The organism is Streptomyces sp. NRRL B-1347 (assembly GCF_000720325.1).
Classification (GTDB): domain Bacteria; phylum Actinomycetota; class Actinomycetes; order Streptomycetales; family Streptomycetaceae; genus Streptomyces.
The window spans coordinates 78,802-105,780 of the sequence record NZ_JOJM01000001.1; the positions used below are offsets into that span (position 1 = coordinate 78,802).

The 26,979-nt window shown below is 72.7% G+C and carries 23 protein-coding genes and 1 pseudogene; 17 read left to right on the top strand and 7 right to left on the bottom strand.

Annotated elements, in window-relative coordinates:
* The first annotated feature begins 56 nt into the window (after nt 1-56).
* Complete coding sequence (locus IG74_RS0100395; RefSeq protein ID WP_030667548.1) at nt 57-1,325, top strand: sulfite oxidase; 1,269 nt, start codon at nt 57-59, stop codon at nt 1,323-1,325.
* Between the two features lie 7 nt (nt 1,326-1,332).
* On the opposite strand, the gene IG74_RS0100400 is transcribed toward IG74_RS0100395, so the two are convergent.
* Nucleotides 1,333-2,310: an ornithine cyclodeaminase family protein gene (locus IG74_RS0100400; RefSeq protein ID WP_030667551.1), complete on the bottom strand. Its 978-nt coding sequence runs from the start codon at nt 2,308-2,310 to the stop codon at nt 1,333-1,335.
* Between the two features lie 238 nt (nt 2,311-2,548).
* Here IG74_RS0100400 and pcaC point away from each other — a divergent pair, with 238 nt between their 5' ends.
* The 3 genes from pcaC (at nt 2,549) to IG74_RS0100415 (ending at nt 5,412) form a co-directional block, all read left to right on the top strand.
* Complete coding sequence (gene pcaC / locus IG74_RS0100405; RefSeq protein ID WP_030667554.1) at nt 2,549-3,844, top strand: 4-carboxymuconolactone decarboxylase; 1,296 nt, start codon at nt 2,549-2,551, stop codon at nt 3,842-3,844.
* A gap of 54 nt (nt 3,845-3,898) precedes the next feature.
* A complete protein-coding gene (locus tag IG74_RS0100410) occupies nt 3,899-4,567 on the top strand; it encodes an MBL fold metallo-hydrolase (RefSeq protein ID WP_051854410.1) in 669 nt (222 codons plus the stop codon).
* 65 nt (nt 4,568-4,632) lie between these two features.
* Nucleotides 4,633-5,412 (top strand): exodeoxyribonuclease III, encoded by a 780-nt coding sequence (locus IG74_RS0100415; RefSeq protein WP_030667562.1) that lies wholly within the window; start codon nt 4,633-4,635, stop codon nt 5,410-5,412.
* 9 nt (nt 5,413-5,421) lie between these two features.
* Here IG74_RS0100415 and IG74_RS0100420 read toward each other — a convergent pair whose 3' ends face one another.
* Nucleotides 5,422-7,194 carry an SGNH/GDSL hydrolase family protein gene (locus IG74_RS0100420; RefSeq protein WP_030667564.1) on the bottom strand — a complete coding sequence of 591 codons (1,773 nt, stop codon included), beginning with the start codon at nt 7,192-7,194 and terminating at the stop codon, nt 5,422-5,424.
* Nucleotides 7,195-7,403: 209 nt separating this feature from the next.
* Here IG74_RS0100420 and IG74_RS0100425 point away from each other — a divergent pair, with 209 nt between their 5' ends.
* The 6 genes from IG74_RS0100425 to IG74_RS0100450 all read left to right on the top strand — a co-directional run bounded on the left by IG74_RS0100425 (nt 7,404) and on the right by IG74_RS0100450 (nt 11,798).
* Complete coding sequence (locus IG74_RS0100425; protein WP_030667567.1) at nt 7,404-7,847, top strand: DUF3093 domain-containing protein; 444 nt, start codon at nt 7,404-7,406, stop codon at nt 7,845-7,847.
* A gap of 170 nt (nt 7,848-8,017) precedes the next feature.
* Nucleotides 8,018-8,458 (top strand): DUF6278 family protein, encoded by a 441-nt coding sequence (locus tag IG74_RS0100430; protein WP_030667571.1) that lies wholly within the window; start codon nt 8,018-8,020, stop codon nt 8,456-8,458.
* 124 nt (nt 8,459-8,582) lie between these two features.
* Nucleotides 8,583-9,326, top strand: coding sequence for an amino acid ABC transporter ATP-binding protein (locus tag IG74_RS0100435; protein ID WP_030667574.1), 744 nt, complete (start codon nt 8,583-8,585; stop codon nt 9,324-9,326).
* A gap of 16 nt (nt 9,327-9,342) precedes the next feature.
* Nucleotides 9,343-10,257 carry a glutamate ABC transporter substrate-binding protein gene (locus IG74_RS0100440; RefSeq protein WP_030667576.1) on the top strand — a complete coding sequence of 305 codons (915 nt, stop codon included), beginning with the start codon at nt 9,343-9,345 and terminating at the stop codon, nt 10,255-10,257.
* A gap of 9 nt (nt 10,258-10,266) precedes the next feature.
* On the top strand, nt 10,267-10,911 hold the full coding sequence (locus IG74_RS0100445) for an amino acid ABC transporter permease (RefSeq protein ID WP_030667579.1): 645 nt from the start codon (nt 10,267-10,269) through the stop codon (nt 10,909-10,911).
* Nucleotides 10,908-11,798, top strand: coding sequence for an amino acid ABC transporter permease (locus IG74_RS0100450; RefSeq protein ID WP_030667582.1), 891 nt, complete (start codon nt 10,908-10,910; stop codon nt 11,796-11,798). Before IG74_RS0100445 ends, IG74_RS0100450 begins: the two co-directional genes overlap by 4 nt.
* Before the next feature lie 49 nt (nt 11,799-11,847).
* On the opposite strand, the gene IG74_RS0100455 is transcribed toward IG74_RS0100450, so the two are convergent.
* The 3 genes from IG74_RS0100455 to IG74_RS0100465 all read right to left on the bottom strand — a co-directional run bounded on the left by IG74_RS0100455 (nt 11,848) and on the right by IG74_RS0100465 (nt 15,642).
* Nucleotides 11,848-13,434 (bottom strand): CocE/NonD family hydrolase, encoded by a 1,587-nt coding sequence (locus IG74_RS0100455; protein ID WP_030667585.1) that lies wholly within the window; start codon nt 13,432-13,434, stop codon nt 11,848-11,850.
* 117 nt (nt 13,435-13,551) lie between these two features.
* Nucleotides 13,552-14,757, bottom strand: coding sequence for a L,D-transpeptidase family protein (locus IG74_RS0100460; RefSeq protein ID WP_078868470.1), 1,206 nt, complete (start codon nt 14,755-14,757; stop codon nt 13,552-13,554).
* A gap of 138 nt (nt 14,758-14,895) precedes the next feature.
* Nucleotides 14,896-15,642 carry a hypothetical protein gene (locus tag IG74_RS0100465; protein ID WP_030667591.1) on the bottom strand — a complete coding sequence of 249 codons (747 nt, stop codon included), beginning with the start codon at nt 15,640-15,642 and terminating at the stop codon, nt 14,896-14,898.
* A 104-nt stretch (nt 15,643-15,746) separates the two neighbouring features.
* Here IG74_RS0100465 and ggt point away from each other — a divergent pair, with 104 nt between their 5' ends.
* Nucleotides 15,747-17,633: a gamma-glutamyltransferase gene (gene ggt, locus IG74_RS0100470; protein ID WP_030667593.1), complete on the top strand. Its 1,887-nt coding sequence runs from the start codon at nt 15,747-15,749 to the stop codon at nt 17,631-17,633.
* A gap of 132 nt (nt 17,634-17,765) precedes the next feature.
* Here ggt and map read toward each other — a convergent pair whose 3' ends face one another.
* On the bottom strand, nt 17,766-18,533 hold the full coding sequence (gene map / locus IG74_RS0100475) for a type I methionyl aminopeptidase (RefSeq protein WP_030667595.1): 768 nt from the start codon (nt 18,531-18,533) through the stop codon (nt 17,766-17,768).
* Between the two features lie 48 nt (nt 18,534-18,581).
* Here map and IG74_RS0100480 point away from each other — a divergent pair, with 48 nt between their 5' ends.
* Nucleotides 18,582-18,833, top strand: coding sequence for a helix-turn-helix domain-containing protein (locus IG74_RS0100480; RefSeq protein WP_030667597.1), 252 nt, complete (start codon nt 18,582-18,584; stop codon nt 18,831-18,833).
* Between the two features lie 97 nt (nt 18,834-18,930).
* On the opposite strand, the pseudogene IG74_RS0100485 reads toward IG74_RS0100480, so the two are convergent.
* Nucleotides 18,931-20,097 (bottom strand): annotated as a pseudogene (locus tag IG74_RS0100485) (Cmx/CmrA family chloramphenicol efflux MFS transporter); the annotation flags it as partial.
* Between the two features lie 446 nt (nt 20,098-20,543).
* Here IG74_RS0100485 and IG74_RS0100490 point away from each other — a divergent pair.
* From IG74_RS0100490 to IG74_RS0100510, 5 genes are all read left to right on the top strand, one after another.
* The gene (locus tag IG74_RS0100490) at nt 20,544-22,175 is read left to right on the top strand and encodes a hypothetical protein (RefSeq protein WP_030667602.1); all 1,632 of its coding nucleotides are present in this window, start codon (nt 20,544-20,546) and stop codon (nt 22,173-22,175) included.
* A gap of 198 nt (nt 22,176-22,373) precedes the next feature.
* Nucleotides 22,374-23,216 carry a nitrilase-related carbon-nitrogen hydrolase gene (locus IG74_RS0100495; protein WP_030667603.1) on the top strand — a complete coding sequence of 281 codons (843 nt, stop codon included), beginning with the start codon at nt 22,374-22,376 and terminating at the stop codon, nt 23,214-23,216.
* Nucleotides 23,213-24,493 (top strand): aspartate aminotransferase family protein, encoded by a 1,281-nt coding sequence (locus tag IG74_RS0100500; protein ID WP_030667605.1) that lies wholly within the window; start codon nt 23,213-23,215, stop codon nt 24,491-24,493. Before IG74_RS0100495 ends, IG74_RS0100500 begins: the two co-directional genes overlap by 4 nt.
* Nucleotides 24,494-24,565: 72 nt before the next feature.
* Nucleotides 24,566-25,969, top strand: a complete 1,404-nt coding sequence (hydA, locus tag IG74_RS0100505) for a dihydropyrimidinase (protein ID WP_030667606.1) — start codon at nt 24,566-24,568, stop codon at nt 25,967-25,969.
* Between the two features lie 11 nt (nt 25,970-25,980).
* Nucleotides 25,981-26,979, top strand: coding sequence for a TIGR03842 family LLM class F420-dependent oxidoreductase (locus tag IG74_RS0100510; RefSeq protein ID WP_030667608.1), 999 nt, complete (start codon nt 25,981-25,983; stop codon nt 26,977-26,979).

A 26,979-nucleotide genomic window follows, 5' to 3' on the forward strand; every position in this document is an offset into this window, starting at 1 on the left:
CCCGCCGCATCACTCCTGTCACGCCGCCCTGTCACGCCGCGCGGAAGGCCGCCCCCATGACGCTGCCCCACCCCTCCCCGACCGAAGCCGACCACGACCGGCGCAGGCTGCGCCAGTGGCTCGCGGGCGAGGCCCGCGCCGACGGCGTGGCCCGCCGCGACCTGCTGCGACTCGCGGCCGCCGCGGGCCTCGCGGCTTCCCTGCCGACCGCCTGGAACGCCCCGCGCGCGTACGCCGCCACCGCGCCGGGCATCGTCAAGGCGCTGCCCGACGACCTGTTCACAGTGCGCGGCACCAACGCCGAGACGAAGTTCGAGGCCCTCGCGGCGACCGGCCACCTCACGCCCGCGTCCCACTTCTTCGTCCGCAACCACACCACGACGCCCCAACTCGCCGCCCACGACTGGAAACTCACCGTCTGGGGCGACGGACTCACCAGCGGGCCAAAGGAGTTCACGCTCGCCGACCTCAAAGGGCTGCCGTCGACGACGCGCACCGCGTTCGTGGAGTGCGCGGGCAACGGCCGCAGCCTGTTCGCCACCCAGCAGGGCCAACAGGCCTCCGGCACGGCCTGGACGCTCGGCGCCATCGGCCAGGCGCGCTGGCGCGGCGTGCGCCTCGCCGACGTGCTGCGCCGGGCGGGCCTCGCCCGCGGCGCCGTGGACGTCATGCCCCGCGGCCTCGACGGCGACTACGTGACGGCGGACGGCACGAACCTCGGCCCGGTGCGCCGCCCGCTGCCCCTCGCCAAGGCCCTGGACGACGTGCTCCTCGCGTACGAGATGAACGGCGAGCCGCTGCCCGCCGACCACGGCCACCCGGTGCGCGTCCTCGTGCCCTCCTGGATCGGCATCGCGTCCATCAAGTGGGTCGGCGACATCGAGGTCTCGGCGACCCCGCTCTACTCGCCCTGGAACACCGACTTCTACCGCCTCTTCGGCCCCGGCCACCCCGCGGGGGGCTCCGCGCCGCTCACCCGCCAGACCCTCAAGTCCGCCTTCGAACTGCCCTGGAACGCCCCCCTGGCCGCGCACGCCCGGCACTGCCTCACCGGGCGCGCCTGGTCCGGCGCGGCCGCCGTCGCCCGCGTCGACGTCAGCACCGACGGCGGCGCCACCTGGCACCCGGCCCGGCTGCGCGACGAGCCGCGCCGCGGCTCCTGGGTGCGCTGGAGCACGACCTGGCGCCCGCGCGCCACGGGCCCGGCCACGCTGCTCGCCCGCGCCACCGACGCGACCGGCCGCACCCAGCCGACCACGACGCCGCACAACACCCAGGGCTACCTTTTCGACGCGGTGGTACGGCACCCGGTGACGGTGGTGTGAGCCGCCGTCAGCCCACCGGGCCCGCGCCGCGCCGTTCGTACGCCGCCACGGCCACCGCCAGGTCCTGCCACGCCATCCCCGCCGACTTGAACAGGCGCGGCCGGTCCGCCGCGACCGGCACCTCACCCCGCACCAGCTCACCAAGGGTGTAAAGCTGTTGGGGATCGAAGGCGTGAGCGGCGACGGCCTGCACGATGTCGCCGCACTCGCGCAGCGCCACGGACCGGGCCTCGGCGACGACCGTGGCCCGGCCCACCAGCCGCTCGTCCACCTCGCGCGCGGCCGCCTCGTGCGAGCCGACCGCGGCGACGGCCGCGTGCGGCGCGAGCAGCGCGCTGTCGAACAGCGGCTCGCGCGCCGTCGTGCAGCAGCACACCACGTCGGCGTGCGCGACGTCCGCGGGCGTCGCGGCCGCCGCGGTGAGCCCCGCGCCCCGGCAGCGCTCCACGAACGCCGCGAGCCGCTCCCGGTCCCGGCCCACCACGTCCACGTGCGCGAGCCCGGGCCGCACCGCCCGCACCGCCTCCACGTGCCCCCACGCCTGCGGCCCCGTCCCGAACACCAGCAGCCGCTCGGCCCCGGGCACGGCCAGGCGCCGCAGCGCCGCCCCGGACACGGCGGGCGTGCGCAGCGACGTCAGCGCGATGCCGTCGAGCAGGGCCAGCGGGGTGTGGGTCGCCCCGTCGAGCAGCAGATACAGGCCCTGGACGCGAGGCAGCCCGCGCGCGGGATTGCCCGGCGTCACCGAGGCGACCTTCACACCCGCGTACGCCGTCGTGGCCGAGGGCATCAGGAGCAACTGCCCGCCCGGCACCCCGACCACGGCACGGGCGGGCTCCGCCTCCGGGTCGAGGCCGCCCCCGCAGAGCGCGGCCTCGACGGCATCGACGGCGACAGCCATCGGAACGAGCCGGGCTACGGCGTCGGCGTCGATGTGAAGGAGAGGATTTCCTGAAGGTTCTGCGGAGACCGGTAGCGGATTCATCCCATGATCCTCACCGACGCCGGCACCCCGGAAACACCGCACGGGGCCGGGCAACAGCTCCCTGAGGAGCGCGGGGAACGGCGCGACCAGCCACAACAATCCCGCAGACGCGCAAGCGCAGCCACCGGGCAGAGGGGAGGGCGGCCTCCCACCGGCGCGGAGGGCACCGGCGCGGAGGCCCGGCCCGGGCGCCGCCCCCGTCACTCGCCGCCGAAGGCGACTGGCTAGCGTGGAGCGGGTGAGTGAGAAGAAGAACCCTGCCCTCCAGTTCCGCTTCGACGGCCCGGACGACGCTCCGGTCCTGGTCCTCGGACCGTCGCTCGGGACCACGTGGCACATGTGGGACCGGCAGGTGCCCGAGCTGAGCAAGCACTGGCGGGTGCTGCGCTTCGACATGCCAGGTCACGGCGGCGCCCCCGCGCACCCCGTGGAATCCGTCGGTGAGCTCGCCGCCCGCGTGCTCGCCACGCTCGACGAGGTCGGCGTGCAGCGCTTCGGCTACGCGGGCTGCTCGCTCGGCGGTGCCATCGGCGCCGAGCTGGCCCTCAGGAACCCCCAGCGGGTCGCCTCGCTCGCGCTCATCGCCACCTCGCCGCGGTTCGGCACCGCCGACGAGTGGCGCCAGCGCGGTGTGATCGTCCGCACCAACGGCCTCGACCCGGTCGCCAGGACCTCGCCCGAGCGCTGGTTCACGCCCGGCTTCGCCGCCGCCCAGCCCGCCATCACCGACTGGGCGGTGCAGATGGTGCGCACCACCGACCCCGGCTGCTACATCGCCGCCTGCGAGGCGCTCGCCGCCTTCGACGTCCGCGGCGAGCTCGGCAGCATAGGAGTGCCCACGCTGGTCCTCGTCGGCTCAGAGGACCAGGTGACCGGCCAGGGCGAGGCCCGCACGCTCGTCGCCGGCATCCCCGACGCCCGCCTCGCCGTGGTGCCCGGGGCGTCGCACCTGGCGCCCGTCGAGCAGCCCGCCGCGGTCACCGACCTGCTCGTCCGCCACTTCGGCAGCGCCTGGCAGGCCGCGCCGGACGTCGGCGCGACCGGCCAGCACGCGATCGCCGCGCCGCCCGTCAAGCCCGTGCTCGCCCCGCCGCCCGCCGCGCCCCCGGCCGAGATCGCGCCCGTGGAGCCGCCGCAGGAGCAGGGCGCGCGCCCGGACGCGTACGCCACGGGCATGAAGGTCCGCCGCGAGGTCCTCGGGGACGCGCACGTCGACCAGGCCCTGGCCGCCGCCGACGAGTTCTCGGAGGACTTCCAGGACCTCGTCACGCGCTACGCCTGGGGCGAGGTCTGGAGCCGACCCGGCCTCGACCGCCGCACCCGCAGCTGCGTCACGCTCACGGCCCTCGTCGCGGGCGGCCACCTGGAGGAGCTGGCCTTCCACATCCGGGCCGCGCTGCGCAACGGCCTGACCCCGCCCGACATCAAGGAGGTGCTGCTCCAGGCCGCCGTGTACTGCGGCGTGCCCGCGGCCAACAGCGCCTTCCGGGTCGCGCAGACGGTCATCCGCGAGGAAACGACACCCCAGGAGTAGCGCGGGACCCCGCGGCGAGCAGGATGGGGACCACGGAACGGAGAAGGGGAATCCATGACGACGGCCACCGGCAGCACCGGCAGCAGCGGCACCAAGCTCACGAAGCAGTCCCACGCGTGCGTGCGGCTCGAAAAGGAGGGCCGGACCCTCGTCATCGACCCCGGGGGGTTCAGTGAGGCCGACGCGGCCGTCGGCGCCGACGCGATCCTCGTCACCCACGAGCACCCCGACCACTTCGACGAGGCCCGCCTGCGCGCCGCCATGGAGGCGAACCCGGCCGCCGGGATCTGGACCCTGGCGGCCGTCGCCGACCGGATCGCGGCGGCCTTCCCGGGCCGGGTGCACCGGGTCGGCCACGGCGACGCGTTCACGGCCGCCGGGTTCGACGTGCGGGTCCACGGCGAACTGCACGCCGTGATCCACCCCGACCTCCCGCGCGTCACCAACGTCGGCTACCTCGTGGACGGCTCCGTGTTCCACCCCGGCGACGCCCTCACCGTCCCCGACCACCCCGTGGACACCCTCCTGGTCCCGGTGATGGCCCCCTGGAACAAGATCTCCGAGGTCATCGAGTACGTCCGCGAGGTCAAGCCGCAGCGCGCGTACGACGTCCACGACGCGCTGCTCACGGACCTGGCGCTGCCCATCTACGAAGGACACATCGGCCGGCTCGGCGGCACCGCGCACACGCGGCTCGCGCCGGGGGAGTCCGCGCGGGTGTGACGTCCGCGCGGGTGTGGCCTCCGCCGGGCCGACGGCTGTCAGACCCGGCAGGTAGGTTGTCCGTCATGCGCATCGCGACCTGGAACGTGAACTCGATCACCGCACGCCTTCCCCGCCTCCTGGCCTGGCTGGAGAAGAGCGGCACGGACGTCCTGTGCGTCCAGGAGACCAAGTGCACCGCGGAGCAGTTCCCCACCGAAGCCCTGCGCGAGCTCGGCTACGAGTCGGCGGTCAACGCCACCGGCAGGTGGAACGGGGTCGCGCTGCTCTCCCGCGTGGGCCTGGAGGACGTCACCACCGGCCTGCCCGGCGGACCGGACTACGACGGCGCGCAGGAGCCCCGGTCCATCGCCGCCACCTGCGGCCCCCTGCGCGCCTGGTCGGTCTACGTGCCGAACGGCCGCGAGATCGACCACGCGCACTACGCCTACAAGCTCCAGTGGTTCGAGGCCCTCAAGGCCGCCGTCACCGCCGACGCCGCGGGCCCGCGCCCCTTCGCCGTCCTCGGTGACTACAACGTCGCGCCGACGGACGACGACGTCTGGGACGTCGCCCGCTTCGAGGGCCTCACGCACGTCACGCCCGCCGAGCGCGCGGCCCTCGCCGCCCTCCGCGAGACCGGCCTCACGGACGTCGTCCCCCGCCCCCTCAAGTACGACCACCCCTTCACCTACTGGGACTACCGCGAGCTGGGCTTCCCCAAGAACAAGGGCATGCGCATCGACCTGGTGTACGGCAACGAGCCGTTCGCCAAGGCCGTGTCCGACGCGTACGTGGACCGCGAGGAGCGCAAGGGCAAGGGCGCGTCCGACCACGCCCCCGTGGTCGTGGACCTCGACCTCTAGGCCGCCGCCCTAGGGCCGGAGCGCCCCGAGCGGCACCGCCCCGGCCAGGGCGGCCAGGCCCGCGTCTCCGGGGTGCAGATGGTCGCCGCTGTCGTACTCCGGCAGCAGGCGCGAGGGCAGCGCCGGGTCGCGCAGCACCGCGTCGAAGTCGAGCACGGCGTCGAAGCCCGCGTCGCCGCGCCGCAGCGCCGCGTTCACCGCGCCCCGCTCCGCGTCGACGGCCGCCGTGCACCGGGCCTCCCCGGCGCACGGCACCAGCGTCGCCGCGACGACCCGCAGTCCCCGCGCGCGGGCGCGCGAGGCGATCTCCCGCAGACCGGCCACGACGTCCGCAGCGGGCGCCCCGGCCCGCAGGTCGTTGATGCCCTGGAAGACGACGACGGTGCGCGCGGAGGTCTGCGCCAGCACGTCCCGGTTGAGCCGGTGCAGCGCGCTGACGCCCCCGGTGTCGGTGGACACCCCGTCCCCGGGGTAGCGGTCGCCGACGACGCGGTTGGCGGAGATGCCCTGGTTCAGGACGCCGAGGCGCGGCGCCCCCGGCTCCTCCAGGAGCCGCCGCGCCAGTACGTCGGGCCACCGCCGGTTCGTGTCGGGCGTCGAGCCGACCCCGTCCGTGATGGAGTCGCCCAGCAGCACCACCGACCCCGCCCCGTCCGCCACGTCGACCCCGGTGAGCAGCGGCCACGCCCGCACCGTGGAGGTGTACGCGGCCCCGGCCGCGTCCGCCGAGTGATCGCCCGGCTCACTCACGTACGAGGTCTGCAGGGCCTGGCTGTGCACCGGCGCCGCCGCCACCGTCCCCGGCAGATAGAAGCTGACGAGCAGGTCCGCGCCCGCGGGCACCGCGAACCGCACGGGGTCGCTGAACACCTGCGCCCCCGCGGGGACCTCGGCCCCGCCCGCCCCGCCGAACGTCAGCGCCACGGGCGCGCCCCGCGCCCCCGCCCCCGCGCCCCGCACGGCGACGCTCGCGCTCCCGACGCGCACGGGCGCCGAGGCGAACGTGTTGTCGAGCCGGATCCGCACCCGCGGCCCGCCCGCGCTGGTGTGCACCACGAGCCGCACGGTCCGGTCCGTCCACGGGCCCACGCGCGCGTACCCGGCCGTCGACGCCGACCAGGTCCCCGTCCACCCCGTGGCGCGCGCCCGTACCGACAGGGCGAAGACGTGCAGGTCGGCGGCGCCGGGGTCACCGGGAAGGCGCACCGACGCCACCTCGCGCCCGCGCGCGAGCGGCACGGTGACGACGTACAGCCGTGCCTTCTCGGCGCGTTGCCCGCCCGGCGTGTTGACGTGCGGCAGGGCGACGGACTTGGTGGCGAGCGGTCCGGTGCGCCAGTCGGGAGCGGTCAGGCGGTACGTGGTGCGCGACCCGTCGCCGTACCGCACGGTGCCGATGCCACGCGCCTCGCCGCCGGTGCCCGCCACCAGGAAGGCGAGCGCGTCACCGCGCCCGCGCAGCCGCACCCACTGCCCGTCGGCCCGTACGTTGTCCGGCTCGCCCGCGCGCGTGTCCGGCCAGCTGAGGCGCGCGCCCTCAACTCCCAGTGCGCGCCCGGGAGTCCACCCGGCCGCCGCCAGGTCCGACGCGGACAGTGAGGCGCCCGCGCCGTCGAAGTCCGCGCCGTCGGGCCGCGCGTCGTCGCTGACGGCCTTGTTGTCGAAGAGCCGCTCCAGGGGGAGCGGCCCGGGTCCGTGCGGCGCGGCCCCGGCGGCGCCCACGGGGGCCAGACCTCCCAGGAGTGCGAGAACGACGGCGGCACCCCAGACGCGTCGGCGCACGACGGCCCCTTCCCCGAGCCTCGGTGTTCCCCGGTGTTCCCTGGTGTTCCCTGGTATGACAGGTGGCGCGCCCTGAAGCTAAGGAGCCGTCAGGTGCCAGTCAAGACGGCGACCGTGCGCGTCACCCCGTCGGTGAGCCGCCGTCACCGTCCGGACGGAGTCGGGCACCCCTGCCGTCGCCCCCCGAACCCCTTTGCCAGGATGGGCCCATGCATCTTTACGATGAGCGCCTGAGTGTCCCGGTCGCGTGGTGGTTCCTCGTCGTGCTGGGCGGGGGGCTGTTCGCCGCGCTGCTGCTGCCGCTCGGCCCCGTGGCCGCCGGATTCGGCCTCGTCCTCGTCGTCGCCGTCTTCGGCCCGCTCGTGCACCGGTACGGCTCGGCGCGCATCGTCGTGACGCCGGGCACGCTCGTCGCGGGGGGCCGGGCGATCCCCATCGACGAGCTCGGCACCACCGAGATCCTGGACGCGGGGGAGGCCTTCGAGTGGCGCACCCGCAAGGCGAACGCGTACGCGCACCTGCTGCTGCGCAGCTATGTGCCGACCGCGCTGCGCGTGGAGCTGCGGGGGCCGCACCACACCGCGCCCTATCTGTACCTCTCGACGCGCCGTCCGATGAACCTGGCCACGATCCTCGCCTTCACCCGCCGCTGAACGCCCGCGCCGGCGGCGCCGCGTACGGCACCCGTCGCGGGCACGACACGTGCGCCACATGAGCCAAGCGGAGTGATTCGCCTGATTCCGTGATCAACTGCCGCAAGATACATTCCTTGGAATGCGCAGCCGCCGTCCGATCGCTCGGGCGCCCCACGGAGAGGCCGGTCATGAACATTCCGTTCCTGGACAAGTGGCGCAAGCGGCACGCGGGCGGACCGGGGCTGAAGCTCGCCGCCGCCTTCGAGGCCGATCCGGAGGGGGTGGCCGAGCTGTTCTCGGAGTGCGAGCTGCTGCGCTCCCAGGCGGCCCGCGCCGGGCTCGAACTGGACGACAGCCCCGCGTCGTTGGCCGCGCTCGACCAGCTCACGCCGCGCTGGCGGGAGGACCCCGAGACCCTGCCCTGGCTCGGCAACGACGCGGGCCTCTACCTCGGCACGGTCATCGTCCGCACCGTGCCCGGCGCCGTGTGGCACGTCCTGCCGGGCGGCACGCCCGTCGTCCGGCTGCCCTCGGGCCGGGAGCTCCAGGTGGTCGCCGCGGGCCTCGACTGGGCCGTCCAGGGCACCCCCGAGCTGTCCCAGATGTACGCCGAGACCTCCGAGACATAGCCATGCGGTGAACACCCGGTCTCAAATACGGTTAATGCCCGTAAGTGCGTGTCGTCCCATAAGTCCAGTTTTGCCGTGGATAGTTTGCGCGGACCGACACAGCTGAGAGTGGGCAGGTCTGGGCATGGCCGTCGATCCGTTGATCGAGCTGCGTGACGTGAACAAGTACTACGGCGAGTTGCATGTCCTGCAGGACATCGACCTCACCGTCGGCAAGGGGGAGGTGGTCGTGGTCATCGGCCCGTCAGGGTCGGGCAAGTCAACGCTCTGCCGGACGATCAACCGGCTCGAGACCATCCAGTCGGGCACCATCCGCCTCGACGGGCAGCCACTGCCCGAGGAGGGCAAGGCCCTGGCGCGGCTCCGCGCCGAAGTCGGCATGGTGTTCCAGTCGTTCAACCTCTTCGCGCACAAGACCGTGCTGCAGAACGTCTCCCTGGCCCAGGTGAAGGTCAGGGGCCGCAAGCGGGACGAGGCGGACCAGCGCTCGCACGAGCTCCTGGAGCGGGTCGGGCTCGCCGCGCACGCGCAGAAGTACCCCGCGCAGCTCTCCGGCGGGCAGCAGCAGCGCGTGGCCATCGCCCGCGCGCTCGCCATGGACCCCAAGGTCATGCTCTTCGATGAGCCGACGTCGGCCCTCGACCCGGAGATGATCAACGAGGTCCTGGAAGTCATGCAGTCGCTCGCCCGCGACGGCATGACGATGGTCGTCGTCACCCACGAGATGGGCTTCGCGCGCTCGGCCGCCAACCGCGTCGTGTTCATGGCGGACGGCCGGATCGTCGAGGACCGGGCCCCCGAGGACTTCTTCACCCACCCGGAGAGCGAGCGCGCCAAGGACTTCCTCTCCAAGATCCTCAAGCACTGACGGGGGGATGAGTCCCATGCGTACGACACGTCTGCTCGGGCTGCTCGCGGCCCTGTCGCTCACCGCGCTCGCCACCGCCGCCTGCGGCAAGGAGGGCAGCCCGCCGACCAAGGGCCCCGCCGCCGGAAAGCTGCCCGTCTACCGGGTCGCCCAGGGCTTCGAGCTGCCCGGGTCCGGCACCTGGCGCAAGGCCAAGAACCGCGGCCGCTTCGTCGTCGGCGCCAAGGAGGACCAGCCCTACCTCGGCGAGAAGGACCCCGCGACCGGCCGCTACTCCGGCTTCGACATCGAGATCGCCAAGATGGTCTCGGCCTCGCTCGGCCTCGACCCGAAGCGCATCTCCTTCAAGACCATCGCGTCCGCCAACCGCGAGACCGCCCTGCAGAACGGGCAGATCGACTACTACGTAGGCACCTACACCATCAACGACAACCGCAAGAAGCTCGTCGGCTTCGGCGGCCCCTATTACATGGCGGGCCAGGGCCTGCTCGTGCGCCACGACGAGGAGGACATCAAGGGCCCGAAGGACCTCGACGGCAAGCGCGTGTGCTCGGCCGCGGGCTCCACCCCGTACCAGCGCATCCAGAAGGACTACCCCAAGGCCACGCTCGTCGCGTACGACACGTACTCGGTGTGCGTCGACAACCTGCTGACGTACCAGGTCGACGCGGTCACCACCGACGACGCGATCCTCATCGGCTACGCGGCGAAGGTGCCCGACGAGCTGAAGGTGGTCGGCAAGCCCTTCTCCGAGGAGCCCTACGGCATCGGCGTCCCCCGGGGCGACAACACGCTGAGGTTCGCCATCGACGACGCCCTCGCCGCCCGCGAACGCGACGGCGACTGGAAGAAGGCCTACGACGCGACCCTCGGCCTGTCCGGGGTGCCCGCGCCGAAGCCGCCCGCCATCGACCGCTACCCGGCGAGCTGAGGAGGCGTCGTGGACGTACTGACGGACAACTTCTCCACCTACGGCGAGGGCTTCCTCGGCACCGTCGAACTCACCGTGTACGCCTCCGTCCTGGCGCTCGTGCTCGGCTTCGTCATGGCCTCCTTCCGGGTGGCGCCCGTCGGGTCCTTCCGGGTGTTCGGCGCGGTGTGGGTGGCGGTCCTGCGCAACACCCCGCTGACGCTGCTGTTCTTCGCCGTCCTGCTCGGCCTGCCGCGCTTCGGACTCGTGCTGCCCTTCAAGGTGTTCGCCGTTCTCGCGCTCGGCTGCTACACCTCCGCCTTCATCTGCGAGGCGCTGCGCTCCGGCATCAACACCGTGCCGAGAGGGCAGGGCGAGGCGGCCCGCAGTCTCGGCATGACGTTCGGTCAGACCCTGTCCGTGGTGGTGCTGCCGCAGGCCTTCCGCTCCGTGATCCCGCCCGTGGGCTCCACGCTCATCGCGCTCGCCAAGAACTCGGCGATCGCCGGCGCCTTCAGCGTCACCGAACTCCTCGGCACCTACAAGACGCTCAGCGAGCTCGGCTACAACATCGTCTGGACCTTCCTCTGGATCGCCCTTGGCTACCTGATCATCACCCTCGCCATCAGCGCCGTCTTCAACATCCTCGAAAAGCGCTGGGGAGTCGCCCGATGACCACCACCGCCGCCGAAGCCACCGCCCTCTACGACATCCCGGGCCCCAAGACCCGCAGGAGACACCTGCTGTACGGCGTCCTGTCGACCGCCGTCATCGTGGGGCTCGTCGCCTGGATCCTGTACCTGCTGTTCGACACCGACCAGTTCACGCGCACCAAGTGGGCGCCGTTCGAGTACAAGGGCATCCAGGAGCTGCTCCTGCGGGGCCTCGGCAACACGCTCAAGGCCTTCGCCATCGCCGCCGTGCTCTCCCTTGCGCTCGGCGCGCTCCTCGCCACCGGGCGCCTCTCCGAGCACCGCGTGGTGCGCTGGCTGGCCACGCTGGTCGTGGAGTTCTTCCGGGCCATGCCCGTACTCGTGATGATCTTCTTCGTCTTCGTGGCGCTGAAGGTCCAGCCGCTTCCGGCGCTCGTCGCCGGGCTCACGCTCTACAACGGCTCCGTGCTCGCCGAGGTGTTCCGCTCCGGCGTCAACTCCGTCGAGCGCGGACAGAGGGAGGCCGCCTACGCGCTGGGGATGAGAAAGACTCAGGTCATGTCGTACGTCCTGGTGCCACAGGCCGTGCGGGCCATGCTGCCCGCCATCATCAGCCAGTTGGTCGTGGCCCTGAAGGACACCTCGCTCGGCTATCTGATCACCTATGAGGAGTTCCTGCACGCCGGGAAACTGATCGCGTCGAACCTCGACTACGATTTGCCTTTCATCCCCGTGGTCATGGTGATCTCACCGATCTACATCGGGATGTGCATGCTGCTGTCGTGGTTCGCCTACTGGGTGTCCAAGCGCCAGCGGCGCAGTCCCAAGACAGAGGCCGTGGACGTCGCCCCGGCTGAACCAGGGACGCTGCTGCCGGGAGGGGGTCCCCCCAGGGCCCCCGCCCCCTAGGGGGGGAGCAGTAGCTGGAGGGCCAGGCCCGCCCGGCAGCAGCCGGAGATCACTGCTCGCGCAGGGGGATCGACACGTACGACGGGTCGGTCCCGGGCGAGGAGAAGGTCAGCTGCGCGCCGGTCGGGTTGTGCTCGATGTAGAGCGGGTCGACCGTGTCGACCACCAGGGCGAGCCGGTGCCCCGCCGGGACGTCGTAGGCCGTGGAGAACAGCTCCAGGTCGACGCCGAACGGCTTGCCGGGGGTCTTGCCGTGGAAGGTGTACGGCGCGTTGCTGACCAGCTTGCCGAGGCCGAGCGGGCCCACGTCGTAGAGGTACGCGACGAGGGTGCCGCTCTCCTTGGTGCTGGTGAGCGTGGTGTGCAGCTTCGCGGTGCCGCGCACGCGCTGGGGCCGCTCGGACCGCTCCGACTGCCAGACGGCCGCGTACCGGCGCGGCAGCAGCGGCAGCGACGCCATCGGCGGCAGCTTCAGGAACTGGTCGAGGGCGTTGGAGAGCAGCACGGTGCCGCCGTTGGCGCCCGAGTCGACGCCCGTGCGGATGGTGGTGGTGCCCGCGAGGTCCAGCTTGCGCTGGGTGGCCCCGACCGACTTCCAGTCGGGGTAGCCCTCGTAACCGCCCGTGGAGCGCGACTTCAGCTGGACGGGCTGCTCCTGGTCGACGCCGTTCTTCTCACCCTTCAGATAGCGGTCGAACCACCGCTGGGTGCTCTTCCAGGTGTCGTTGGGCAGGCCGAAGAGGCCCGTCGCCTCGGCCGTCGCGTGGTCGCCGGGGCGGAACTCCAGGCGCTTGGGGCCCTTGAGCTTCTCGTAGAACGCGGCGTACTCGTTGGGCGGGAAGATGGTGTCGCCCCAGGCGTTGCCGAGCATGACGGCGGCGCCGTTGCCGTTGATGCGGTCCACGTACGTCTCGGGGGAGCGCTCGGCGCCCCACGCGATCATCTCGTCCTCCTGGTCGAGGTTCGAGCCGAGGAAGTCCTTCAGGATCCCCTTCAGCTCGGCGCTGGGGCGGCCGGTGAGGTAGCCCGCGCCACCGAGCAGGGCGGCCGCCTGGACGTGCTGGGTGCGGCCGCTGTAGATGGACTCGACGAGGTCGCTCCAGCCGCTGAGCGCCGCGACCGCCTTGACCCGCTTGTCGTGCCCGGCGGCCAGCAGGCTGATGCCCGCCCCGTAGCTGACGCCCGCCATGCCGACCTTGTCCGGGTCGGCGGGGGTGTTCGCCAGCGTCCAGTCGATGACGCGGGAGGCGTCCGCGACGTCCTCGGGACCGCCGACCTCGATCTCGCCGCCGGACTGCCAGAAGCCGCGCGAGTTGTAGCTCACCACCACGTAGCCGGCGTCGGCGAGCTTCTTGGCCTGCGCGATGTATTCGATCTGCGGCATGGCCCAGCTGGTGGGCAGCACGACGACGGGGTACGGGCGGTCCGCCGACGCGCCCGCGGGCGTGACGACGTTGGCCTTGAGGACCGTGCCGCCGTCCCCGGGGATGTCGACGAAGCGGACGCCCGGCGCGGCGGCCCCGGACGGGGGCGCGGCCTGCGCGGCGGGGGCGAGGCCGAAGGCGGCACCGGCGACCAGGACGGTGGAGACGGCCCCTGCGGTCAGCGACCGCAGGGACGGGTGGGGGTCTCGCACGGGTCACTCCTCACTTGTTGAAAGTGCAAAGTGACCGCACGGTAACCGCGGTTGTTTACCGGTGGTAACCCGTCGGTAAGTTACGCCCCGGTAACGATTGTTGACGCGGTCGTCAGCTCAAGAGGTCTGCTTCAGCGCGCTCTTGGCCTGCCAGTCCGCCCACGACACGTTCCACGCGCCGAAGCCGTTGCCGGGGTCCGGCGTGCCCTTGGAGCCGTTGCCCGAGACCTCGAACGGGTCGCCGATCTGGACCTGGCCGTACAGCCACGCGGCGTTGCCAGTGCTCATGCCGACGCAGCCGGAGCTGTGGTTGGTGTTGCCGAAGTACGCCGCGTTCCAGGGGGCCGCGTGGGCGTACATGCCCGACCAGGTCAGACGCATCGAGTAGTCGACCATCTTGTTGTAGCTGTTGCCGAGGCCGACGGTCTCGGAGCGCATGTTGATCGTGCCCTCCTTGGCCATCAGGACCGACGTGCCGCCCCAGGATGCCTTCTCGCCACCGGGCGTGCCCGCGGACATCGGTACGGACTTGACCGTCTTGCCGTCGCGCGTCAATGTCGCGGTCTTGTTGTCAAGATTGACCTTGACGACCTGGTTCTTGCCGACGGTCATCGCGGTGTCGTAGTCGCGCACGAACCAGCCGCCGTCGGTGCCGGAGTCCACCCCGTTGAGCTGGGCGTCGAGGGACACCTCGGTGCCCGACTTCCAGTAGTCCTTGGGGCGCCAGTCGACGCGGTCCTTGCCGTCGTAGTTCTTGATCCAGCCCCAGGAGCCGACGGTGTCGTCGGACGTCTTCACTTTGAGGTGCTTCTCGACCTCCGCCTTGTTCTTGACGGGGTGGTCGAAGACGATCGAGAGGGGCTGGGCCACGCCGACGGTCTTGATGTTCCGGCCCGGGGTGATGGTGACCTTGTTGACCTTCTCGGGCGCGGCGGTGGTGAACGCCTTGCCGGTCTTGCCGCCCTCCTGTGTGGTGGCGTTCACGGTGTAGCGGGTGCCGGGCGCGGCCACGCGTGCCGAGGTCCAGGCGCGGCCGTCGGCGGAGACCTTGCCCGGCAGCTTGGTGCCCTCGGCGTCGGCGACCGTGACGTCCTTCAGCTTGGCGTCCCCCGTGGCCAGCTTCACAGTGACCGGGACGCCTGCCTTGGCCTGCTTGCCGGTGAGGTTCACCGAGATCTTCGGCTTCTCGGCCTCGGCGTCGTCGCCCGAGCCGCCGCCGGAGCAGGCGGTCAGGGCGGCCGCCAGGGCCGCGGCGCCCGCGACGGCCGCGTACCGGGGGCGTATGGAGCGGCGGCTGGAGCTCAGGGACCTGCGGGACCTCAAGGAAACGTACCTCCGTGCGGATGTTCATGCCTGCCCGGAGTGAGAGGGCGGAGGGTTCCTCGTGGTTGCCTGTTGTCCGGAAAATCCGGACTGCGTCATGGAAGCGTTATAGGGGTCTTGCGTTCCGTGAACGTTTGCTCACTTGGCGCGATGGGAGTTGCGTGCGGACGGTGCGGGGAGCGGCTCCTGGGCGGCGCGGGTCACGTCCCCGACCAGCTCGACCACGTCCGGACCGTACGCCTGCGAGTTCACGACCTTCAGGAGCAGCACGAACGAGCCGCCCTGCTTGCGGGCGAGCCGCTCGTGGTGGCGGGCCAGATAGCGGGTGGCCGCCTGGTTGGTGATGGCGCGCTGGCCGCAGAAGAGGAACACGGGCCGCGCGTCCTGCCCGGCGGTGAGCCGCGCGAGCAGCACGTACTCCGCCGTGCCCGCCTCCATCCGGTAGCGCTCGGCGCCGATCTGGAAGGCGCCGCGGTCCGGGCCCGGCTCCGGGTCGGCGTTCACGCGCACGCCGGGCAGCAGTGAGTGCATGTGCGCGGCCATCCGGCGGTGGAACGCGGGATTGCCGAGGCAGAACTCGGTGCGCTCGCCGAAGCCCTGCTGAGCGGCGTCGTGGGCGACGATCTGGGTGTGCGCGCCGCACTCCTTGACGAGGGCCGCGAGTTCGAGCAGTGAGAGCACGTCGTGCCGGGTCACGGTCAGCTCCGGGCCGCCCGCCTCGTGGTTCACGACGAACAGCGAATCGGAGTGCTCGGGCAGCCCGAAGAACGCCCGCTTGCGCCGCAGCCGGCGCCGCGACAGGCAGCCGCGGACGTACAGGGCCAGGGCGGCGCTGACGACGGCCGCGCCGGGGCCGAGGACGAGAAGGCGCACGTCTTCAGTCATGGGCGCGCATGCTAGCGGCCATTCGCGGCCACCTCGGCAGGCGCCGTGGCCCGCGAAGGGGCGCGAAGTTACGCTGCGCGGAAGGTCGTTGACTGGAGGTGCTCATGCGGCGTGAAGTGGTACGTAATCTGACGCTATTGGCGGTCGGTGGGGTATTGGTGACGGTCGGTGCGGCCGCGCCCCCTTCGCCTTCGCGCACAGCGGAACCGGGCACGACGGCCGAAGCGGCCACCCGTGCCCAAGCGGGCACAAGACCGGATTCGGCCAGTACGGCCGGTGCGTCCCGGACTCCGCCGAAGGTGCCCGAGGCCATCGGATACGGCGGGGCCGTCGCGAGCGTCGACGCGGACGCGTCCGCCGCGGGCATCGAGGTCCTGAAGAAGGGCGGCAACGCCGTGGACGCGGCGGTCGCCACGGCCGCCGCGCTCGGCGTCACCGAGCCGTACTCGGCGGGCGTGGGCGGCGGCGGGTACTTCGTGTACTACGACGCGAAGACCCGGAAGGTGCACACCCTCGACGGGCGCGAGACGGCGCCGCGCACCGCGGACTCCGGCCTCTTCCTGGAGGACGGCAAGCCCCTGGCGTTCGCGGACGCCCAGACCAGCGGCCTCGGCGTGGGCACGCCGGGGACGCCCGCCACCTGGCGGACGGCGCTCGACAACTGGGGCAGCGAAGGGCTCGGCACGCTCCTGCGGCCCGCCGAGCGCCTTGCCCGCGAGGGCTTCACGGTCGACCGGACGTTCCGCTCGCAGACCGAGGCCAACCAGGAGCGCTTCAAGGACTTCCCGGACACGGCGGAGCTGTTCCTGCCGGGCGGGAAGCTGCCGGTCGTCGGCTCCACGTTCAAGAACCCCGACCTCGCGCGCACCTACGCCGAACTGCGGCGCAAGGGGATCGACGCGCTGTACCGGGGCGACATCGGCAAGGACTTCGTCCAGACGGTCAACAAGCCGCCGGTGGACCCGGACTCGGACCGCAACGCGCGTCCCGGCGACCTGTCGATGAAGGACCTGCGGGCCTACGAGGTGAAGGAGCAGGCGCCGTCGAAGACCACGTACCGCGGCCTCGGGGTCTACTCGATGGCCCCGTCGTCGTCCGGCGGCACGACCGTCGGCGAGGCGCTCAACATCCTGGAGCGCGGTGACCTCTCGCGCGTCGGCAAGGCGCGCTATCTGCACCGCTTCATCGAGGCGAGCCGGGTGGCGTTCGCCGACCGGGGGCGCTGGGTCGGCGACCCCGCGTTCGAGGACGTGCCCACCAAGCAGCTGCTCTCGCAGCGGTTCGCGAACGCGCGCGCCTGCCTGATCAAGGACGACGCGGTGCTCAAGAGCCCCGTCGCGCCCGGCGACCCGCGCCACCCCGAGTCCTGCGCCAGCGCGGGCAAGGCGGCCCCGACGCCGTACGAGGGCGAGAACACCACGCATCTGACGGCGGCCGACAAGTGGGGCAACGTCGTCGCCTACACCCTCACCATCGAGTCCACCGGCGGCAGCGGCATCACGGTGCCGGGCCGCGGCTTCCTGCTGAACAACGAGCTGACCGACTTCTCCTTCGCGCCCGCCAGGCCCGGCGTGCACGACCCGAACCTGCCGGGTCCCGGCAAGCGGCCGCGCTCGTCGATCGCGCCGACCATCGTGCTCGACGAGGACCGCGAGCCGGTCGTCGCGCTCGGCTCGCCCGGCGGCGCGACCATCGTGACGACGGTCCTGCAGACCCTGACCGGCTTCCTCGACCGGGACCTGGAACTGGTCGACGCGATCGCGGCGCCGCGCGCGAGCCAGCGCAACGCCGCGCAGACCGAGCTGGAGCCCGGCCTGTGGGACAGCCCGCTGCGCCGCGACCTGGAGGCGCTCGGCCACTCCTTCAAGCAGAACCCCGAGATCGGGGCGGCGACCGGCGTCCAGCGGCTGCCCGGCGGCAAGTGGCTCGCCGCGGCGGAGCCGGAGCGCCGGGGCGGCGGCTCCGCGATGGTGGTGCGCCCCAGGCCGTAAGGCCCGCGCGCCCGCCGTGGGCACAGACCGGGGCCCGTGCCGCTCGCCCGAGCGGCACGGGCCCCGGTGCGCGTGCGGCCGTCGCCGCCCGGACGAGCCCCTCGGGCGGGCCTCAGGGGCTCGTACGGCCGGTCACAGGGCGGTCAGGACGCGCGGGCCCGCGTCCGTGATGGCGACCGTGTGCTCGGCGTGCGCCGCGCGGCTGCCGTCGTCCGTGCGCAGCGTCCAGCCGTCCGGAGCGGCGTGGAAGCCGTCCTTGCCGCCGGCGATCAGCATCGGCTCGATGGCGAGGACCATGCCGTGCCGCAGGGGCATGCCGCGGCCCGGTCGCCCCTCGTTCGGCACGGCGGGGTCCTCGTGCATCTGGCGGCCGATGCCGTGGCCGCCGAAGCCGTCCGGGATGCCGTACCCCGCGTCGCGGCAGACGGTGCCGATGGCGTGGGCGATGTCCCCGATCCTGTTGCCCACCACCGCCGCCTCGATGCCCGCGTGGAGGGCGCGCTCGGCGGTCTCGATCAGGTGGACGTCCTCGGGGCGGGGCGTGCCCACGATGAAGCTGATCGCGGAGTCGCCCGCCCAGCCGCCGAGGTGCGCGCCGAAGTCGGCGGAGAGCAGGTCGCCGTCGCGCAGGCGGTAGTCGTCCGGGATGCCGTGCACGATCGCGTCGTTCACCGAAGCGCACAGCGTGGCCGGGAAGGGGACCGGGGCGAACGACGGGTGATAGTGCAGGAACGGCGATGTGGCACCCGCGTCCTTGAGCACCTGGTGCGCCACTTCGTCCAGGTCGCGCAGGCTGACGCCGACGGTCGCCGCGGCCCGCACCGCGGCCAGGGCCCGGGCGACCACGCGCCCCGCCTCCCGCATCGCGTCGATCGATGTGTCTGTCTTGAGTTCCACCATGCCAATTACTATACCGGTATTTGAATGGGGTTCGCGTAGACTGGCGCCATGGTGCGCACCCCTCTGACCCCTGAAGAGCGCGAGCGCGGCGAGCGGCTCGGCCGTCTGCTGCGGGAGGCGCGTGGCGAGCGGAGCATGGTGGAGGTCGCCGCGAGCGCCGGAATCTCGGCGGAGACGCTCCGCAAGATCGAGACGGGCCGGGCGCCGACGCCCGCGTTCTTCACGGTCGCGGCGCTCGCGGTGACCCTTGAGCTGTCTATGGACGAGGTGGCACGGACGTGTGTCCTGGTCCCGGTGTGAGGCCCGCCTGGTCCACTGGATCCGCCTGGCCCGCTGGATCCGCCCGGTGCACTGGATCCGCCTGGTCCACCGGGTCCGCCTGGTCCACCGGGCCGACGCGTGTCGGGCGAAGGCGTGCGGAGCGGCGGACCGCGAGTGCCGCGCCGCCCGCCGTCATGAGCGCGAGCGCCACCAGCAGGGCGCTGGCCCACAGCGGCGAGCGGTAGCCGAGCCCCGCGTCGATCGCCCGGCCCCCGGCCCACGGACCGACCGCGGCGCCGACGTTGAACGCCGCCGTGGCGAAGGCGCCGCCCAGGGTGGGGGCCGCCGTCGCCGCGTACAGCGCGCGGGCGATGAGCGTGGCGCCCACCGCGAACGACAGCGTGCCCTGGACGAAGGCGAACGCCACGGTCGCCGCGGTGTGCTGAGCGGTCAGGGCGAAGGCGGTCCAGCCCGCGAGCAGCGCGAGCGAACCGGCCACGAGCAGCGGCACCGGACGGCTGTCGGCGAGGCGCCCGCTGAGCGTGACCCCGGCGAACGAGCCGAGCCCGAAAAGCGCGAGAAGCCCGGGCAGCCAGGCGTCCCCGACCCCGGTGACGTGGGTGGCGAGCGGTTCCAGATAGGTGAAGGCGCAGAACGTGGCGCCGTTCACGAGCGCGCCGAGCAGCAGCGTCACCACCAGGCGCGGGGAGCACAGGGCGCCCAGTTCCGAGCGGGCGCCGGTCGGCGCGGAGCCGGGGGCGTCCGCCGGTACGGACCGCGCGATCGCGACGACCGCGGGCAGCGACACGAGGGCCACCGCCCAGAACGCGGCGCGCCACCCCCACAGCTGGCCGAGCAGCGCACCGCCCGGCACGCCCGCGACGCACGCGAGCGTGGTGCCGCCGAGCAGCACCGACGTCGCCCGGCCCTTGGCGTCCGGGGCGACCAGGCCCGTCGCGGTCGCGAGCGCCACCGCGAGGAAGCCGGCGTTGGCGAGCGCTCCGACGACGCGGGTCGCGAGCAGCACGCCGTAGCTGGTGGTGAGCGCGCCCACCACGTGCGCGAGCAGGAAGGCCACCAGGAAGGCGAGGAGCGCCCGGCGGCGCGACCAGCGCAGGCTCAGGACCGCCATCAGGGGCGCCCCGGCGACCATTCCCACGGCGAATGCCGAGGTCAGCGCGCCCGCGGCGGACAGCGACACGTCCATGTCGGCGGCGATGTCCGAGACCAGGCCGGACAGCATGAACTCGGACGTGCCTTGGGCGAACACGGCGAGTCCGAGCAGGTAGAGGACCAGAGGCACAGCGAGACTCCAGAGTCACGTCAGCCGCTCCGCGGGCGCGAGGGCCCACGGAGTGGCTGGGGAAAGGGAAATGTCCGTGACTGCGGCGCGGTGATGGTCCCCTGGCGAAACCGCCGCGGAGCCCCGAGGGGGCTGCGACGCGGCGGCAGGCCGAATCGGCTGGACCGGATCGGATCAGCTGGGATCGGACCGGATCAGCCGGACCGGACCGCATCGGCCTGGATCAGCCGGATCGGCCCGGATCGGAGCGAGGCCACCGGAGCGCGCCGGTGGCTAGCGTCTGCTGGCTTCGGGACTGGACATGTGCGCAGACTAGCCACGCTTCCCGGCGCACGTCCAAGTAATTAACGAAGGCTCCGGAAAACCACGTGTAGCCGTTCCGAAACGCGTCTGGTGTTATCTTCCGGACCGGCAGACCCTAGTCTCCCAGGGGACGGTGCCCGACGATGGCAGTGGGACAACTCCCGGAACAGGTAACGGAGTTCGCGCGGTACTTGAACGAGCTCCTGGCACGCCTCGATCAGAGTGCCGGGTGGTGCGGCGTGTTCTGGTCCCGCGATCCCGACGGCATGAGGGCCTGCCTCGACGGCGCCGAGGTGCCGCCCTGGGACGTGGTGCAGGCGCTGCTCCACGATCTCGCGGCCGATGTCGGCGTGGGTGTCGCGCAGGCGGAGACCGGCCGGGCGCGGGCGCTGCACGCCGCGTCCGTCGCGGCGCACGACGACCGGCCCGGCGGCCGCGAACTCCTCAGCGACCGGCTCGACATGATGCTCCAGGAGCAGCGGTTCGCCGTCGAACGGGAGCAGGAGCTGGCCCGTTCCCTCGCCCTCGCCGCGACCCCCGACGAAGTGGACCGCATCCATCTCGACCTGGCCTGGGTGCGCGACGACCACGAGCGCGCCGCGGCGCGCTGCGGCGAACTGCGCCGCCGCATGGAACGGCTCGACCGGGCCCGGGCCCCGCGCTGGGTGGACTTCGGCGGCGCTCCGTCGGACGGCGGCGACTTCCCGGCAGAGGCGCCCGGATCCCCGGCCCACTTCCCGGAGGAGGCCGCGCGGTTGCCCGCCGAGGACGTCCGGCCGGACGCGTACGACGACGGCCGCGTGTTCACGTACGACCGGGAAGGCCGTACGGAAGCGTACGACCGGGACGGCCGCGCGGACGGGTATGAGCGGGACGGCCGCGCGGACGGGTACGACCGTGACGGCCGCGCCGCCGCCTACGGCACGGACGGCCACGACACCGCCTACGGCCACCCCCAGAGCCCCGAGGACCCCGATCCGCCCCGGCGGGACGCCGAGCCGGAGCCCGGTCAGGACGCGGTGCCGCGGGTCCCCGCCCAGCCGGGCCGCTCCCGGCTCGGGGGCCGGCGCCGCCCGCGCGGCGCCCGGTTCGCGGGCCTCGACGGCGCGGGCGACGACGTGGCCGAGCCCGTCGCCGCGCCGGCCGCGGACGCCGCCCCCGGCACCCCGCGCGGCGCCCGCTACGTCCAGGCCGTCGACGCGCCCCCGCGCACCCACCCGGCGCCGCCCGCGGCCCCGGACGCCGCCGACGACGAGCGCGCCACCGTCGACGCCGTCAGGGCCCTCATCCGGCTGCGCGGCGAGGGCCGCAGCGGCGAGGCGCACGGCGTGCTCGTCGAGGCGGCCGGGTGGCCCGCCGGGCGGCTGCCGCTGTTCGCCGACGAACTGCACCACGCGGGCCTCGCCGCCGACTGGGCGACCCTGCTGTGGGAGGCCGCGTCGCTGCCGCCGGACCGCCTCGTGGCCGTCGCCGACGCGCTCGCGGGCGCGGGCCGCGCCGACGACTGCCGCAAGCTCCTGCGCCAGGGCGTGGCCAGGCCCGCCCCGGAGATAGCCGAGTCCCTGCTCGCGCTCCTGGACGCGGGGCGCGAGCGCGAGGCCCGCGCGCTGCTCGACGCGTACGTGCGCGTGCGCACCGCCGAGGACGTCGCGGCCTGCGCGCACACCGACCCGCAGCGGCTCATCCCGCTGCTCCTGGAGATGGCCAAGGGCGTCTCGGACGAGCACCAGTGGGACCTCGTGCACGCGCTGCGCGTCGCGGGCTTCACCACCTGACCGCACCGGCCGCCCGACGTGCGGAGCCGCCCCCGCCGCACCCGCTCGGGTGATCGGTGCCCCCTGAAACATGATCGACTCTGCCGCGTTACGGCGATGGTCTTGGCAAGGCCGTCGATGGGGCTTACGTTCGTCTGTCTACGCACCAAGTCTACGGGCGTAGAAGCTCTCTGACGTCCTGTCGAAGGAGCACAGCTCATGGTCAACGTCGTACGCGCCGCACTCGTCCAGGCGACCTGGACCGGCGACACCGAATCCATGATCGCCAAGCACGAGGAGCACGCCCGCGAGGCCGCCGGGCAGGGCGCCAAGGTGATCGGCTTCCAAGAGGTCTTCAACGCCCCGTACTTCTGCCAGGTCCAGGAGAAGGAGCACTACCGCTGGGCGGAGCCGGTGCCGGACGGGCCGACGACGCGCCGGATGCAGGACCTGGCCCGCGAGACCGGCATGGTGATCGTCGTGCCCGTCTTCGAGGTCGAGCAGTCCGGCTTCTACTACAACACCGCGGCCGTGATCGACGCCGACGGCAGCTACCTCGGCAAGTACCGCAAGCACCACATCCCCCAAGTCAAGGGATTCTGGGAGAAGTTCTACTTCCGTCCGGGCAACCTGGGCTGGCCGGTCTTCGACACCGCCGTCGGCCGGATCGGCGTCTACATCTGCTACGACCGGCACTTCCCCGAGGGCTGGCGGCAGTTGGGCCTGAACGGCGCCCAGCTGGTCTACAACCCGTCGGCCACCTCCCGCGGCCTGTCCGGCTACCTGTGGCAGCTGGAGCAGCCCGCCGCCGCGGTCGCCAACGAGTACTTCGTCGCCGCGATCAACCGCGTCGGCCAGGAGGAGTACGGCGACAACGACTTCTACGGCACGAGTTACTTCGTGGACCCGCGCGGGCAGTTCGTCGGCGAGACGGCGAGCGACAAGGCGGAGGAACTCGTCGTGCGCGACCTGGACTTCGACCTGATCGACGAGGTGCGCGAACAGTGGGCGTTCTACCGGGACCGCCGCCCGGACGCGTACGAAGGGCTGGTCAAGCCGTGAAGGACCTGCACACCCGGCACAGGGCCGTCCTGCCGGACTGGCTCGCGCTCTACTACGGCGAGCCGATCGAGCTCACCCACGGCGAGGGCCGCCACGTCTGGGACGCCCAGGGGCGGCGCTACCTCGACTTCTTCGGCGGCATCCTCACCACCATGACGGCGCACGCGCTGCCCGAGGTCACCAAGGCCGTCGCCGAGCAGGCGGGCCGCATCATCCACAGCTCGACGCTGTATCTGAACCGCCCGATGGTGGAGCTCGCCGAGCGCGTCGCCGCGCTGTCCGGCATCCCCGACGCGCGCGTGTTCTTCACGACGTCCGGCACGGAGGCGAACGACGCGGCGCTGCTGCTCGCCACCGCCCACCGCGGCTCGAACCAGATCCTGGCGATGCGCAACAGCTACCACGGCCGCTCGTTCTCGGCCGTCGGCATCACCGGCAACCGCTCCTGGTCGCCCACCAGCCTGTCCCCGCTCCAGACGCTCTACGTCCACGGCGGCGTGCGCACCCGCGGCCCCTACGCGGCCCTGAGCGACGCCGAGTTCACCGAGGCGTGCGTCGCGGACCTCAAGGACATGCTCGGCCAGACCCGCGGCGTCGCCGCGCTGATCGCCGAGCCGATCCAGGGCGTCGGCGGCTTCACCTCGCCGCCCGACGGCCTGTACGCGGCCTTCCGCGAGGTCCTGAAGGAGCACGGCGCCCTGTGGATCGCCGACGAGGTGCAGACCGGCTGGGGCCGCACCGGCGACCACTTCTGGGGCTGGCAGGCGCACGCCCAGTCGGGCCCGCCGGACCTGCTCACCTTCGCCAAGGGCATCGGCAACGGCATGTCGATCGGCGGCGTCGTCGGCCGCGCCGAGGTCATGAACTGCCTGGACGCCAACTCCATCTCCACCTTCGGCGGCTCCCCCGTGACGATGGCCGCGGGCCTCGCCAACCTCACCCACCTGCTGGAACACGACCTCCAGGGCAACGCGCGCCGCGTCGGCGGCCTGCTCATCGAGCGCCTGCGGGCGATCTGCGCCCAGCTGTCCGCCGTCCGCGAGGTGCGCGGCCGCGGCCTGATGATCGGCATCGAGCTGGTCAGGCCGGGCACCGACGAAGCCCACCCCGAAGCGGCCGCCGCCGTCCTCGAAGCGGCCCGCGAGGGCGGCCTCCTCATCGGCAAGGGCGGCGGCCACAGCACCAGCGTGCTGCGGATCGCGCCCCCGCTGACCCTCACGGTCGCCGAGGCGGAAGAGGGCGCGGCGATCCTCGAACGGGCCCTCAACGAGCTCTAGTTCGCGGGCGCGCCCGCCGCCGGCGCGCACCACGGCCGCCCGTCACCCCCGTACGAAAGGGAGCGCACCACCATGAGTACCCGCACCCTGATCCACGGCGGACTCGTCGTCACCGCCGCCGAGGAAGTCCACGCCGACGTGCTCATCGAGGACGGCCGGATCGCCGCGCTCGCCGCCCGCGGCACCGAGGCCGCGGCGGCCTGGACCGCGGACCGCGTCATCGACGCGAGCGAGAAGTACGTCATCCCGGGCGGCGTGGACGCCCACACGCACATGGAACTCCCCTTCGGCGGCACCTTCGCCTCGGACTCCTTCGAGACCGGCACCCGCGCCGCCGCCTGGGGCGGCACCACCACCGTCGTGGACTTCGCCGTGCAGACCATGGGCCGCTCCCTGCGCTCGGGCCTGGACGCCTGGTACGCGAAGGCCGACGGCAAGTGCGCGATCGACTACGCCTTCCACATGATCCTCTCCGACGTCAACGAGCGGACCCTGAAGGAGATGGACCTGCTCGTGGAGGAGGGCATCACCTCCTTCAAGCTGTTCATGGCCTACCCGGGCGTCTTCTACAGCGACGACGGACAGATCCTGCGCGCCATGCAGCGCTCCGCGGCCAACGGCGGCCTGATCATGATGCACGCCGAGAACGGCATCGCCATCGACGTCCTCGTCGAGCAGGCCCTCCAGCGCGGCGAGACCGACCCCCGCTACCACGGCGAGGTCAGGAAGGCCCTCCTGGAGGCCGAGGCGACGCACCGCGCGATCCAGCTCGCCCGGGTCGCGGGCGCCCCCCTGTACGTCGTGCACGTCTCCGCCGAGGAAGCCGTCGCCGAGCTCACGGCCGCCCGCGACAAGGGCCTGCCCGTCTTCGGCGAGACCTGCCCGCAGTACCTGTTCCTGTCCACCGACAACCTCGCCGAGCCCGGCTTCGAAGGCGCCAAGTACGTCTGCTCGACGCCCCTGCGGCCGCGCGAGCACCAGGCCGCGCTCTGGCGCGGCCTCAGGACCAACGACCTCCAGGTGGTCTCCACCGACCACTGCCCGTTCTGCTTCACCGGCCAGAAGGAGCTGGGCCGCGGCGACTTCTCGAAGATCCCGAACGGCCTGCCGGGCGTCGAGAACCGCATGGACCTGCTCCACCAGGCCGTCGTCGACGGGCACATCAGCCGCCGCCGCTGGATCGAGATCGCCTGCGCCGCGCCCGCGCGCATGTTCGGCCTCTACCCGAAGAAGGGCACCATCGCGCCCGGCGCGGACGCCGACGTCGTCGTCTACGACCCGGCCGCCACGCAGGTGCTCTCCGCCGAGACCCACCACATGAACGTCGACTACTCGGCGTACGAGGGCAAGCGGATCACCGGCCGCGTCGAGACCGTCCTCTCGCGCGGCGAACCGGTCATCGACCAGCGCGCGTTCACCGGCCGCGCCGGGCACGGCGTCTACACGCCCCGCGCCACCTGCCAGTACCTGAACTAGGAGGCACCCCCGTGGATTTCGGACTCGTCCTGCAGACCGACCCGCCCGCGTCCGAGGTCGTCGGCCTGATGCGGCGCGCCGAACAGAACGGCTTCCGCTACGGCTGGACCTTCGACTCGGCCGTCCTGTGGCAGGAACCCTTCGTGGTCTACAGCCAGATCCTGGAGCACACCCAGGAGCTGATCGTCGGCCCGATGGTCACCAATCCGGGCACCCGCACCCCGGAGGTCACCGCCTCCACCTTCGCCACGCTCAACGCCATGTTCGGCAACCGCACCGTGTGCGGCATCGGCCGCGGCGACTCCGCGATGCGCGTCGCGGGCCGCAAGCCCAACACGCTGGCCCGGCTCGGCGAGGCCATCGAGGTCATCCGCGACCTCGCCGAGGGCCGCGAGGCCGACGTCGGCGGCCAGACCCTGCGCATCCCGTGGATCAAGAACGGCAAGCTCCCCATGTGGATGGCCGCGTACGGCCCGAAGGCGCTCGCGCTCACCGGGCAGAAGGCCGACGGCTTCATCCTCCAGCTCGCCGACCCCTACCTCACCGAGTGGATGGTCAAGGCCGTGCGGGACGCGGCCGCGGCCGCCGGACGCGACCCCTCCGCCGTGAAGATCTGCGTGGCCGCGCCCGCGTACGTCAGCGCCGACCTGGCGCACGCGCGCGAGCAGTGCCGCTGGTTCGGCGGCATGGTCGGCAACCACGTCGCCGACCTCGTGGCCAAGTACGGCGAGCACTCCTCGATGGTCCCCGAGGCCCTCACCGCGTACATCAAGGAGCGCGAGGGCTACGACTACGCCCACCACGGACGGGCCGGGAACCCCGACACCGGCTTCGTGCCCGACGAGATCGTCGACCGCTTCTGCCTGGTCGGACCCGCCGCCGCGCACATCGAGAAGCTGCGCGCCCTCAAGGACCTCGGCGTCGACCAGTTCGCCCTGTACGCCATGCACGACGCCCGCGAGGACGTCATCGACGCCTATGGCGCGGAGGTCATCCCGGCGCTGACCTGA